Annotated in this window: 10 protein-coding genes and 2 pseudogenes; 5 read left to right on the forward strand and 7 right to left on the reverse strand. The window is 35.8% G+C overall.

The window, feature by feature from the left end; translation table 11 throughout:
* The first annotated feature begins 323 nt into the window (after positions 1 to 323).
* Positions 324 to 1,616, forward strand: coding sequence for a lytic murein transglycosylase (locus tag KTH84_RS18200; RefSeq protein WP_202743904.1), 1,293 nt, complete (start codon positions 324 to 326; stop codon positions 1,614 to 1,616).
* 62 nt (positions 1,617 to 1,678) lie between these two features.
* On the opposite strand, the gene KTH84_RS18205 is transcribed toward KTH84_RS18200, so the two are convergent.
* The 6 genes and pseudogenes from KTH84_RS18205 to KTH84_RS18230 form a co-directional block, all read right to left on the reverse strand.
* Positions 1,679 to 2,053, reverse strand: a complete 375-nt coding sequence (locus tag KTH84_RS18205) for a hypothetical protein (protein ID WP_080645631.1) — start codon at positions 2,051 to 2,053, stop codon at positions 1,679 to 1,681.
* A gap of 101 nt (positions 2,054 to 2,154) precedes the next feature.
* Positions 2,155 to 3,168, reverse strand: a pseudogene (locus KTH84_RS18210) (M57 family metalloprotease).
* Positions 3,169 to 3,246: 78 nt separating this feature from the next.
* Complete coding sequence (locus tag KTH84_RS18215) at positions 3,247 to 4,164, reverse strand: matrixin family metalloprotease (protein WP_262474612.1); 918 nt, start codon at positions 4,162 to 4,164, stop codon at positions 3,247 to 3,249.
* A 330-nt stretch (positions 4,165 to 4,494) separates the two neighbouring features.
* Positions 4,495 to 6,435, reverse strand: a complete 1,941-nt coding sequence (gene dnaK / locus KTH84_RS18220) for a molecular chaperone DnaK (protein WP_003656004.1) — start codon at positions 6,433 to 6,435, stop codon at positions 4,495 to 4,497.
* Between the two features lie 118 nt (positions 6,436 to 6,553).
* Positions 6,554 to 7,108, reverse strand: a complete 555-nt coding sequence (gene grpE, locus KTH84_RS18225) for a nucleotide exchange factor GrpE (RefSeq protein ID WP_133976072.1) — start codon at positions 7,106 to 7,108, stop codon at positions 6,554 to 6,556.
* 127 nt (positions 7,109 to 7,235) lie between these two features.
* A pseudogene (locus KTH84_RS18230) lies at positions 7,236 to 8,164 on the reverse strand (LysR family transcriptional regulator).
* Positions 8,165 to 8,271: 107 nt separating this feature from the next.
* Between KTH84_RS18230 and KTH84_RS18235 the strand changes: the two are divergent.
* Together KTH84_RS18235 and KTH84_RS18240 are read left to right on the forward strand one after the other, a co-directional pair.
* A complete protein-coding gene (locus KTH84_RS18235) occupies positions 8,272 to 9,138 on the forward strand; it encodes an MBL fold metallo-hydrolase (protein WP_262474617.1) in 867 nt (288 codons plus the stop codon).
* A gap of 391 nt (positions 9,139 to 9,529) precedes the next feature.
* Positions 9,530 to 9,760, forward strand: coding sequence for a hypothetical protein (locus KTH84_RS18240; RefSeq protein ID WP_262474619.1), 231 nt, complete (start codon positions 9,530 to 9,532; stop codon positions 9,758 to 9,760).
* A gap of 167 nt (positions 9,761 to 9,927) precedes the next feature.
* On the opposite strand, the gene KTH84_RS18245 is transcribed toward KTH84_RS18240, so the two are convergent.
* Entirely contained in the window at positions 9,928 to 10,290 is a 363-nt protein-coding gene (locus tag KTH84_RS18245) for a hypothetical protein (protein WP_262474621.1), read from the reverse strand.
* Between the two features lie 211 nt (positions 10,291 to 10,501).
* On the opposite strand from KTH84_RS18245, the gene KTH84_RS18250 reads away from it, so the two are divergent.
* Both KTH84_RS18250 and KTH84_RS18255 read left to right on the forward strand, forming a co-directional pair.
* Entirely contained in the window at positions 10,502 to 11,572 is a 1,071-nt protein-coding gene (locus KTH84_RS18250) for an alpha/beta hydrolase (RefSeq protein WP_262474623.1), read from the forward strand.
* Positions 11,573 to 11,729: 157 nt separating this feature from the next.
* Complete coding sequence (locus KTH84_RS18255; RefSeq protein WP_262474625.1) at positions 11,730 to 12,281, forward strand: peptidylprolyl isomerase; 552 nt, start codon at positions 11,730 to 11,732, stop codon at positions 12,279 to 12,281.
* Positions 12,282 to 12,600 lie beyond the last annotated feature (319 nt).

Genomic DNA, 12,600 nt, shown 5'->3' on the forward strand with positions numbered 1-12,600 from the left:
AAATATAGAATAGAATCAATAAATAGGGGTATTTTTGTTTGGTTGTGGATAAGTTTATCCACAGAAACACTTGTTTTATAGTTTAAATTTAAAATAAGTTTTTTGAATTTAAACTATGCGCTATTATTTTGAATTCAAAACTGGTAATGCGCATTGCAGAGGTTTTAAATTCAAAAACAACGTAAGGAATTTGAATTTAAAACAATAGAAATGAATTTAAAGAAGAGATTATGAATTCAAATTTACGTTTTCTCTCTGAAATTTTAGACTCATAATGGTATGGTACTTAAAAATTTAAATTCAAAAATTGAAACTGGGATAATATGCGACGTTTTTCTTGTATTGTTGGCTCTGTATTTTTAGCAATGACTCAGGCTCAAGCAGAGCTCGTAATTAATGGTTCTACAATATCTAGCAGTGCCACTGTTCCGGCAGTGACTAACGAAAATTATACGCCTAATAATAATTTCCAAAGTTGTTTGGCAAATTTACGCTCTCAAGCGATTGCTGCTGGAGTCTCTGGTACAACCTATGACCGTTACACTCAAAACTTAACTCCAGATTATTCGGTGATTGATAAATTAAATTATCAACCAGAATTTTCGACTCCAATTTGGGATTATCTTTCTGGGCTAGTCGATGAAGAGCGAGTTGAGTTTGGAAAACAAAAACTGGCGCAATATCGCGATGTTTTAAATCGTGCTTCTCAAACCTACGGTGTACCTCCAGAAACAATTGTGGCAGTGTGGGGTGTGGAAAGTAATTTTGGTGATATTTCTGGAAAATATCCTTTATTACAGGCACTCGGAACTTTAAGTTGTGAAGGCCGCCGACAAAGTTATTTCCGTACTGAATTTTTTGCCACCATGCGTATTTTACAGCGTGGTGATTTAACCGAAGATCAACTGAAAGGTTCATGGGCTGGGGCATTTGGACATACGCAATTTATGCCATCGACCTATGAACGATTAGCTGTTGATTTTGATGGAGATGGTCGTCGCGATTTGGTGTCTAGTACAGCTGATGCACTGGCTTCAACAGCGAATTTCTTAAATAAAGCGGGCTGGCAAGCAGGAATGCCATGGGGTTTTGAAGTAAAAGTTCCCCAAGGTATGTCAATTGATGGAGAAGGGCGACGTTCAAAGAAAGCTTTAAGTAGCTGGAGTGCAAGAGGTGTTACTCGGATTGATGGCTCTCCACTTGTTCAAGGCGCTTTATCTAGCAGTACTTCGGCAGGTTTAATGGCACCAGCAGGTGTAAATGGTCCAGTATTTTTAGTATTTAAGAATTTTGATGCTATCTATAGTTATAACGCTGCTGAAAGTTATGGTCTTGCAATTGCTCACCTATCTGATCGTTTAAAAGGCGCTCGTCCTTTTGCAACATCTTGGCCAACTGATGATCCAGGAACTTCACGTATGGAACGTCGTGAAATTCAACAATTTTTGATTAATCGTGGCTATGATATTGGCGCGGTTGATGGCCTTATTGGTGATAAAACCCGTGTAGCTATTCGTCAGGAGCAAACTCGTTTAGGTTTAAATCCAACAGGACGGGCTGGGCAACAAATCTTACGTGCATTCCGTCAAGAACAAGCCCAAAAAATGATGCAATAAAATGAAAATAATAAAAAGGTCTGCACATGCAGACCTTTTTTATAAATATTTTTATAAGATTGCTAATCTAATTTAACCGCTTCCAAAATATCAAAAATAACTGAAGTGACATCTTGGCTTAAATCTCGATCATTAAAGATTTCATACGCAGTGATCGTAACATCTGTATCACTTGGTAATTGCTTTTGTTCTTCTTCAATTAAATGTTCAATCGGTAACAGAGTCTGTTTTACTTCAAGATGTAGAATATCTTTATATTCAATATTTTCATCTTCAAGCTCGATTTCATGCTCATTGAAAAAGGGGATTAGAATAGAATGAAGGTAAGGTTTAATTTCAATAATATCAAACAGTTCAATATCACGTGTTTGTTCAATTGTACTGATATGATCATTTACTTCAATCAGGATATGATAGTAACTCATCTTCATCTCCATTCTATTTTCGTTAGCTTTGATGACCACAATAACATGACTTTGACATGAATTTCGATGTATCTATTTAGAAATAGATACATCATTTTATATGAAGTTCTTAATTATTGAGGTAAAGCACTTAATAGATCGCGATCAGCATCGGTAAGGCCAGTGATTTTTTTGTCACCATCTTTACGAACGGAGTACATCAAGGCATTTGGTTGATCACTGTGTTTTAAACCAAGCGCATGCCCTAACTCATGAGCAATCGTTAAACGTAAATCATCAATAGACTTAAACTCGTAAATCACAATTTGTTTGCCGTTGTAGATACCTTTTTTAAAGACATCCGCTTGAGCATTTTGCTTAAATTGGTTTAATGAATCATTAAACTCATTATTAATCTGATTAAAGTGAGTAACTTTAGTATTTAAATCTTTAGCTTGCTCATTATATGCAGCAATTTCTTTCTTTAAAGCAACAGTTTGCTTTTGCAAATCTTTCTGGGTTTTAGCCAAAGATTTAGCACTGTATTCAGGTGCTAATTTGCCTTGGTTAAGTTGCATCATTTGCTGGTCTAGATTTTTCAATTTTCCATTCAAAATCTGCTTTTTATTTTCAAGGTCAGATTGAGTTTGACCAAGGGTTTGCTTTAATTGCTTAATTTGTTGCTGTTCATCAATTACACGTTGCTGTTCTTGCTGGAACTGAGCTGCAATTTTTTGACGCTGTTCAGAACGACTTTGACCATTATCGTAAACTAGGCGAATTTCTAACTTTGCATTTGGATCATAAGTAAAATAATCCTGCCCAGTACCTTGTTTCCAAATATCCGCAGCTTGTTGGCTAATCTGAATCAATTGATCTTGGCTCAAACCAAAACGTGGGTCAATTTCAGCAATTTTATAAGTCAGATGCTGACCTGTTTTTTGCTGAATTTGAGTATGAGCTGGGGTGGCAAGATTAGCATTGGCTTGAAAATTAGAAAAAGCAAAGGCTACGCCTAGTAACAAAGATGTTAAACGCATAATTGATGGGGGGAGATTTTAAAAAAAACGTATTATAAGAATATAAAGTGAAAAATCAATCAAAAAATATACAATTTCAATAAATAAATGAGACTTTAGTCTCGTTATTTTTTACCAAATGCCAAATTATTTTTTAGAAAAAATTCAATATATTTGGTTTTATTTAGTTTTTTTAATCATTTAACTTTAATGATTTTCCTTAATTGAACTATAAATAGAGCCTAATAACTCTAAATCTGAATCTGTTAATTTGAAATTATAGATATCTTGCTCTTTTAAACGCGGGTACATTAAAGATTTAGGATCAGTAGTATGTTTTAATCCTAAAGCATGACCAAACTCATGAGCAAGGGTCAAACGTAAATCATTTAAAGAAGTATAACCATAAATTTGAATTTGGTTTTGACTAAATAGGCCTTTATGAAAAGGCTGAATACTGGCTTTTTGCTCTAGCTTAAATTGTGTCATTAAAGTCATTAAATCACTTTGCTCTTGATTTAGATTTTTAATTTTTGCATTAAGCAATTGAATTTTAATATTTAAATTATTTGATTCGTTTTGCAGATTTCCAGATTTTTGCTGTAGTTGATTTTGCTGCTCTTTTAACTCATCGGCACGATAGTATCGTTGTTCTCCTTGATTAAAGCGTGTCACGTCTCGTTGATATTGTTCAAACTCAGCTTTTAGACTGATCTTTTTTTTGTTTAAATCTGATGATAGCTGATCAATTTCTTGTTTGTTTAAAATAATCTCTTCATTTTTAATGCGCCATTGTTCCTGCTTTTGCAAAAGTGTATTTAAATTTTCCTGTTGCTCACTTTTCATCATTTGATGATCATCATAAATTAAGTTAACTGATAACTGTGCTCCTGAATCATAAATAAAATAGGTTTTTCCAGTCTCTTTATGCCAGATTTCAGCAGCTTGTTGGCTTACTTCAATAAATTGTTCTTTAGTGAGTTGAAACCGTGGGTCAATAAAAGCAATTTGATACTTCAAAGGTTGATGAGATGAACCCATTGGTAGATTACTTTGAGCAAAGATCTTCGTTTGAAAGCCTATGCATAAACACAAGCTCAATCCCCACCATAGAAATTTTTTCATGGCAAAATAAAAAATATAAATAAATCTTATTGTTAGCTACTTAATCAATTTCGTCAAAATGATAAAAAAGACAAGAGAGTGGGCAAACTTTGTGATCTTGGTACAAAAATTGAAAAAGATGTTTTTACACTTGGCAATAATGGAATAATTAATGGAATAAGTAACAATGTATTTTAGTTTATAAAATCTTTTTTATAATTAATAGATTAGTTTTTATAATTGACTTTTTTGACATTAGACAATTAAAAAATATAATTAATAAACCTATTGTTATTTTTTGTAACTAATAAAAAACCGCGCCTAAGCGCGGTTTTTTATTAAAGAAACAAATTATTTTTTGTCATCTTTAACTTCAGTAAACTCTGCATCTACAACACCATCATCAGCTTTTTGTTGACCTGCATCGCCACCTTGGAATGCATTTGGATCAAAGCCTTCTGCACCACCAGCTTGCTGTGCTTGTTCATAAGCACGTTGAGTGATAGGCATTAAGATGTTTTGTAAAGCTTCAGTTTTAGCTTTGATATCTTCAACATCATTTTCTTTTGTTGCTAATTCAAGTTCAGAAACTGCAGTACTTACAGCTGTTTTTTCATCTTCAGTAACTTTATCACCAAGATCTTTAACTGCTTTGTTCGAGCTTGAAATTAATGCATCAGCTTCGTTACGAGCTTTTGCAAGTTCTTCAAACTTACGATCTTCTTCAGCATTCGCTTCAGCATCTTTAATCATTGCTTCGATTTCAGCATCAGACAAACCTGAGTTTGCTTTAATCTGGATCGATTGCTCTTTACCAGTGCTCTTATCTTTAGCAGATACTTTCAAGATACCATCAGCATTGATGTCGAAAGAGACTTCAATTTGTGGCACACCACGTGGAGCAGGTGGAATGTCACCTAATTGGAAGTTACCCAACAATTTGTTTTGTTGAGCCATCTTACGTTCACCTTGGTAAACAGAAATGTCTACAGCAGGCTGGTTGTCAGCAGCAGTAGAGAACACTTGTGATTTCTTCGCAGGAATCGTCGTGTTTTTCTCAATGATTGGTGTTAATACACCACCCATTGTTTCAATACCTAAAGTTAATGGTGTTACGTCTAATAAAAGAACGTCAGTTTTGTCACCAGACAATACCGCCCCTTGAATCGCAGCACCAATTGCAACTGCTTCATCAGGGTTCACGTCTTTACGTGGCTCTTTACCAAAGAATTCTTGTACTTTTTGTTGTACAAGCGGCATACGAGACTGGCCACCAACCAAAATTACGTCAGAGATGTCAGAAGTCGAAAGACCAGCATCTTTAAGCGCAATACGGCAAGGCTCAATTGTACGAGCAACTAAATCAGCAACCAAACCTTCAAGTTTTGCACGTGTTACATTGATCACTAAGTGTTTAGGACCAGTCGCATCAGCAGTGATATATGGAAGGTTGATTTCAGTTGCATTCGATGAAGAAAGCTCGATTTTTGCTTTTTCAGCAGCTTCTTTCAAACGTTGTAATGCAAGTGGATCATTTTTCAAGTTCACACTTTGTTCTTTCTTAAATTCTTCAACCAAGAATTCAATTAAAGCGTTATCAAAGTCTTCACCACCAAGGAAAGTATCACCATTTGTTGATAACACTTCGATTTGTTGGTCGCCATCAAGGTCTGCGATTTCAATGATTGATACGTCAAAAGTACCACCACCTAAGTCGTAAACAGCAATTTTACGATCGCCTTCTTTTTTGTCCATACCGAACGCAAGTGCAGCAGCAGTTGGTTCGTTAATGATACGTTTAACGTCTAAACCAGCGATTTTACCCGCATCTTTAGTTGCTTGACGTTGAGCATCATTAAAGTAAGCAGGAACAGTAATAACTGCTTCTGTAACTGTTTCACCTAAATAGTCTTCTGCAGTTTTCTTCATCTTTTTCAAGATTTCAGCAGAGATCTGTTGAGGTGCTAATTTTTTATCGTTTACTTCTACCCAAGCATCACCATTGTCAGCTTTGATGATTTTATAAGGTACAAGGCCGATGTCTTTTTGTACTGCTTGATCTTCATAACGACGACCAATTAAACGCTTAATAGCGAATAATGTATTTTTCGGGTTAGTTACTGCCTGACGCTTAGCGCTTTGACCAACCAAGATCTCGCCATCTTTATAAGCGATGATCGATGGAGTTGTACGTGTGCCTTCAGCGTTTTCGATTACTTTTACTTTATCGCCTTCAAGTACAGCAACGCATGAGTTGGTAGTACCTAAGTCAATACCAATAATTTTTGCCATGTGACGTTTTCCTCAAAAATTCTTTTGCAATGTTTTTGCTTGTTATCCGATATGAGAGTGAATCTATTTTTTTCAAGCATTTTAGCTAAAAAAAATCTAAAAACTCTCAAAAATTTACTTATTGACCGACCATAACCATAGCAGGGCGCAATAAGCGGCCATTTAAGGTATAGCCTTTTTGTAAAACAGTACCGATTTCATTCGCTTTAGCATTTGGATCAATACCGACTGCTTGATGTAAATCTGCATTGAAACCATTCTTAGTGTCAGCTTCTACAACGCCAAATTTTTCAAGCGCAGTTAACAGTGACTTCAAGGTTAATTTAATACCTTCAAGTACCGGTGTTTCTTCATCACCCGCCGCTTGAATTGCGCGCTCTAGATTGTCTACAGAATCCAGTAATTCTTTTGCAAATTTTTCAAGCACAGTTTCCTTATGCTTTTCAGACTCACGTTGAATACGCTCTACACTCTTTTGTGCTTCGTAAACAGCATTTGCTGTACGTGCTTTTTCAAGTTTAAGACTTTCTTCTAATTTAGTGATTTGCGCTTGTAAAGATTCAACGGTAACATCGTTTGCTTGCTCTCCACCTTCAGCCTGAGTTTGCTCATTAGATTGCTCTGCTTGCTCGTGTTGAATGTCTTGAGCTTGCTCATTTTGCTCATTAGCCATTGATGATCTCCGTTTAAATGGGTTTTTAAACATGTACAGTCCTTTTGGCATCAGTATTTACTGTGTAAAACCTGAACTGCCATGCATATGCTGTAATTCATTAATAGGGATGAAGTATGGGCATTGCCTAAAAATTCAAGCGTACACGGCAATTTAAAACTTTTAATTTTGCGGTTTTAAGTAAAAATCTAAATTTTCGATCATAAAAGCAATAAATTCCTGCGTTATTTTGGGTAAATGTTGCCTAGATGCATATACCACTGACAGGCTTAATTCCGGAGCTGAAAAGTTTTTAAATAAAGGAATTAGTCGTTTTTCTTTTAAATCTTTTTTAACTAATAGTGACGGCAACATAGCCACACCTTGGGCATGTAGACACATATCATAAACAGCATTTACATCATTACTTTTAAAGGTGACGTTTAAAGGATAATTCTGCGGTTGTTGTTCTTCATCAAAAAGTGTCCAAAATTGATGTTGGCTATGGTGAGTTAAACATTCATATTGAATAAGTTGTCTTGGGTGAGAGAGGGGACTATGCTCTTTTAAATAGTCTGGATGGGCACAAAATATCGATTCGATCTGACAGACTGGTCTCGCAATTAATCCATCTGCAACTTTTTGCGTTATACGCAAGGCTAAATCGACCTGTGCATCAATCAAGTCAATTGTATTTTCAGTAAGATATACGTCAAATTGAATATGTGGATGTTGTTTTTTAAATTGACGAATACATTCCCCAACACCCAATTGAAATAAAAATAAACCACAGGTAAAGCGAATCGTACCGTTATGTTGTTCGGGTGCTGCCAGCTCTTGTAGAAGTTGTTGTTGTTGTAAAATATTTTCGCAGTAGAGTAGGGCTTTTTCACCGGCTGAAGTGAGAGATATTTTTCGGGTATTCCGCTGAAATAGTCGAGTTGAGAATGTATGCTCTAGGTGTTCAAGATAGCGAGAAACCATGGCACGGGAATAATTAAGGTGTTCGGCGGCTTTGGTCAAATTGCCGTGCTGAGCAATAGAAACAAAGACCTGTATGGCTTTTAAAGTATCCATATGCTTTATCATTATTACAATATATGCAACAGTTTATCTTAATTTTGGGCATTTATCTTGCAGGAATTGCAATTTAAAGTGTTCTTTATGAAATTGGAGAATACACAATGAAACTTTTTAAAATAACTGCTTCAGCCCTAGCAACTGCCACAGCTTTAACGATGGCTTCCTCAGCTTTTGCACAGGATCTAAAAATCCAGAATTTTCTGGCTAAACCAGAACATTTTGGAGTGACTTCCACTTTAATTGAAGGTGATAAAGAAGTTCTATTAGTGAATGCACAATTCTCAAAATCTGAAGCATTACGTATTGCTGCTGATATCCTTGATAGTGGTAAAACTTTAAAAACAATTTTCGTAAGTTATGGTGACCCAGACTTCTATTTCGGATTAGATGTATTTAAACAATATTTTCCGAATGTACAAATCATTGCAACTCCGGAAACCGTTAAACATATTCAAGATACTCAAGCACTGAAAGTGAAATATTGGGGACCACAGATGGGTGCCAATGCACCTAGCCAAATTATTGTGCCTAAAGCTTACACTGCCAAAACTTTAAAACTTGAGAATGAAGCAATTGAAATTAAAGGTAAAAAGGATCTTACTTATTTGTGGATTCCTTCTGCAAAAGCAGTAGTAGGCGGTATTCCAGTATCTTCAGGTATCCATTTATGGATGGCAGATACTCCTAAAACTAAAGATCGTGCTGAAGTGATTCAATCTCTAGAAAGTATCAAAGCTCTTCAACCTCAAACGGTAGTTCCTGCCCATATGGTTGAGGGCGCTCCACAAGGTTTGAATGCAGTTAACTTTTCGATCGATTATCTCAAGAATTATGAGAAAGCAGCCAAAGTAAGTAAGAATGCTAGCGAATTGAGTCAGCTCATGCAAAAACAATATCCAGCCTTAAAAAGTGTGGATAGCCTCGAGTTAGGTGCAAAAGTTGTAAAAGGCGAGATGCAATGGCCATAATTTAAAGCCATATATCTTAAATTTTTAAAAAAGCCGTGATCTATACACGGCTTTTTTGTGGGAAAGAGGATTTTTTAAGCGAAAAATCTCTGTAACAGTCTACGTACCTTATATTGCGTTTCTATAAAGAGAAATTTTTTAAGCCAATAAAAAGGGCAGTGTAAAAATTAGAAATTGATAAAGTTAAACAAAAGCTTAGCCTCAAGCATTTATATAAAAGATAGGAGTAAGGGTAGGGAAGTGAATTTAATAAAAAATTGCACAATTTGTACTTCTATTACTACAAAAGACAACCAATGATACGCACGCCAGAAAAAAAAATTGTGAATTATAGGCAGCGCGAAGATGAACTTTGCATTTAAGTGTTTGTCGTAATGAAAGGAAAACGATTATGAAAAAATTAGGTCTTATCTCTGCAGTACTTGCTGGTGTTGCTTTTACAGCTGTTGGTTGTGCATCTGAAGCTGGTTTAAATGCATCGGGTTCTGCTCAAACAAGTGCTAGCCCATCTGGCGTAGAAGCTGGTGTAGGTGTTGATGCTGGCGTTTCTGGCCAAGCACAACCAAGTCAAGTTGATGCTGGGGCTTCAGGTTCAGTTTCAGGTTCTGCAACTGCTCAGTAATTCTTAGCGATAAGAACAGCTAAAAGATTATAGAATACATATATTCAAGATGCCGATTTATATATGAAATGAGCTGCTACTCATTATTCTATAATTAAGAGAGTTTAGAATTCTCAAAAAAGCCCCAAAAGACGTAGCTTATTGGGGCTTTTTATATAGTAAAGAATTTAGTCATCATGACGATAATCTCGATGATTATGATCACGATCTTCTACCCGTTTTTTATCCCATTCGTGGCGTCTTTTATCGTCATCACGGTGTTTTTTATCCTCGTCATGGCGTCTTTTATCCCATTCATGACGGTTTCGGTCCTGTTCGCGAGCAACTCTTCGTTGTTGTTCATATATTCTTTGACGTTCTTCCCAACGTTTTCGTTCCCAATCATTATATCGACGTCCATCATTGCGATCATAGCGATTAGTATCATGGTAACCATAACCACCACGATAAGAAGGGTCATCCGTATAAGCCACACAGCCTACAGTTAAAAGACTGGTTGCTAATAAAGTAACTATTAATTTTGTTGACATAACCGTACCTCTTTTTGTCTGGTAACAATAATTGGCAAAAAAGTCCTGTTTTAAGTGACACATTTGTTAATGACATTTGCTTTAAATCAGATTAGCGTAATTTGGGTTTTACCTTTGTATCTTGATTACATGAGTTGTATGCGAATATAGTCAAATAACAACAGAATTCTGTAGAAAATATGAAGGATAAGAGGAATTCATGGAGATAGGCATGACAGCATTCAATCAAAAAATTCAAACATTGCTAGATAAGGGCCAAGGGCCCGCTGCTCGAGCTCTTGATAAGTTACCTCGATTGGCTCAAGAATCACTTGCCAAAATTCTTGGATATTCTTACCAATATCCAGATCTCGACTCATTTACTAAATGTATGATGGCTGTACAAATTAAACAGGGTCGTATCGGTTTCATTGGTTCAGACCCAATTGAATCTAGAAGGCTGTTCGATACTCAAATGCTGGCTATACGCCAGAAATCAACAGATATTGATTCAGTAGAAGATATTCGGTTACCTCTTCAAAGCGGAACTGTTTTCGCAAGACACTATCATCCGGCACCTAGTAAAAAATTACCTCTTCTTGTTTTCTATCATGGAGGAGGGTTTGTTGTTGGTGGTTTAGATACTCATGATGAGGTTTGTCGTATATTGGCAAAATATGCAAAAGTACAAGTACTCAGTATTGATTATCCTCTTGCACCTGAGGTTTCTCCTCAACATTTAATCCAATCCTGTGAAGATGCTTTGGCTTGGGTATATCAAAATCGTAGACAATTAAAAATATTAAAAGGTCGAATTGCTGTAGCAGGTGATAGTGCAGGTGGAAACATCAGTACAGTCGTGGCTCAAAGATCAGTAAATAAACCGTATGCTCCACAGGCACAACTTCTTATTTACCCTGCAGTGGATTTCAAGAGCCGACATCCATCCTTCTATGCCTATAACGAAGGATTAGTTTTAACAGATAAAGATATCAATAATGTCACTCAATATTATGCAACTCAGCATAATGTAGAGTTAGACGATCCTATTATTTCTCCAACCTATGGTAACTTGAAAAAGAATCCACCGGCTTTTGTGATTACTGCTGGGCATGACGTATTACATGATGAAGGAAAAATCTATAGTTATAAGCTACGCCAAAATGGCGTCAAAATGCATTATGAAGAATACGCAGATCAAACTCATGGATTTATAAATTTGACGCCTATTTCTAAAAAGGCCAAACGCTACACCATCGAGTTCAGTAAAAACTTTAGAAAATTTTGGGATAAAAATAGCTAAATAAAAGTTTGGTCCATGTTTCACGTGGAACGTGGGCTTATACTCAAATCTAAAATATAAGGCTTTAAATAAAAGATAATAAATACTCACTAGAATTCTTTTATATAGACGATTAAATTTAACCTTTATTAAGCTTTGCATTTTACTGTAGGAAGATATGAAAAAATTATTAATGCTATGTTGCTTGGGTTTAAGCAGTCATTCAGTCTGGGCTGACACTTTAGTTGAAATGCAAACGAATTCAGGCAACATTGAAATACAGCTTTATGATGAGAAAGCTCCAATCAGTGTGAAGAATTTTAAAAGCTATATAAAGTCGAACTTTTATAAAGATACGATCTTCCACCGCGTAATTCCTGGATTCATGGTACAGGGTGGTGGACTTACTGCAAATATGCAGGAAAAAACTACTCGAGCACCAATTAAGAACGAAGCTGGAAATGGAATTGCTAACACACGCGGAACCTTAGCAATGGCTCGTACCGCAAATCCTGATTCAGCTACTAGTCAGTTCTTTATTAATGTTGCTGATAATAGTTTTCTAAATCGCTCAGCGGGTAATGCGGGTTATGCAGTTTTCGGAAAAGTGGTTAAAGGTATGGATGTCGTTGACCGCATTGTAAAAGTGCCAACAACCAATGATGGAGCGCATCAGAACGTACCTAAACAATCTATTAAGATAATAGATATCAAAATCAAAAAAGAATGAAAATAAATTCCATATAGTTTTTTGTTTTATATCAATGATATATGCTTAAATTAAGCTTTATTGTTAATTTATTTGAGTAAAAAAGAGACGGTCGAGTGCATGTGTTTGGAAAAGTCCTTGCGTACTAATTTTTTTCCCCTATAATGCACTCATCCCGACGCGATACATGAGAATATCTTAGCTTACAGGGTTAAGATGAAAACTTGGTATTGCGTTGAATTCTGTCTCTGACGAAGAGCAGAAAGATCATTAAGAGATTATGAAGAACAACTTGTGTGGATTTTTACTGATTGATTGATCGAAATATTATCATTGATTG

It is taken from the genome of Acinetobacter sp. WU_MDCI_Abxb74 (assembly GCF_025513915.1).
In the GTDB taxonomy this organism is placed as follows: Bacteria; Pseudomonadota; Gammaproteobacteria; order Pseudomonadales; family Moraxellaceae; genus Acinetobacter; species Acinetobacter calcoaceticus_C.

What these genes read in the sequence shown, in the direction of transcription:
- KTH84_RS18250 (WP_262474623.1), top strand. Translation starts at nt 10,502, where the DNA reads ATGACAGCATTCAATCAAAAAATTCAAACATTGCTAGATAAGGGCCAA.
- KTH84_RS18235 (WP_262474617.1), top strand. Translation starts at nt 8,272, where the DNA reads ATGAAACTTTTTAAAATAACTGCTTCAGCCCTAGCAACTGCCACAGCT.
- dnaK (WP_003656004.1), bottom strand. Translation starts at nt 6,435, where the DNA reads ATGGCAAAAATTATTGGTATTGACTTAGGTACTACCAACTCATGCGTT.
- KTH84_RS18245 (WP_262474621.1), bottom strand. Translation starts at nt 10,290, where the DNA reads ATGTCAACAAAATTAATAGTTACTTTATTAGCAACCAGTCTTTTAACT.
- KTH84_RS18205 (WP_080645631.1), bottom strand. Translation starts at nt 2,053, where the DNA reads ATGGAGATGAAGATGAGTTACTATCATATCCTGATTGAAGTAAATGAT.
- grpE (WP_133976072.1), bottom strand. Translation starts at nt 7,108, where the DNA reads ATGGCTAATGAGCAAAATGAGCAAGCTCAAGACATTCAACACGAGCAA.
- KTH84_RS18255 (WP_262474625.1), top strand. Translation starts at nt 11,730, where the DNA reads ATGAAAAAATTATTAATGCTATGTTGCTTGGGTTTAAGCAGTCATTCA.
- KTH84_RS18240 (WP_262474619.1), top strand. Translation starts at nt 9,530, where the DNA reads ATGAAAAAATTAGGTCTTATCTCTGCAGTACTTGCTGGTGTTGCTTTT.
- KTH84_RS18200 (WP_202743904.1), top strand. Translation starts at nt 324, where the DNA reads ATGCGACGTTTTTCTTGTATTGTTGGCTCTGTATTTTTAGCAATGACT.
- KTH84_RS18215 (WP_262474612.1), bottom strand. Translation starts at nt 4,164, where the DNA reads ATGAAAAAATTTCTATGGTGGGGATTGAGCTTGTGTTTATGCATAGGC.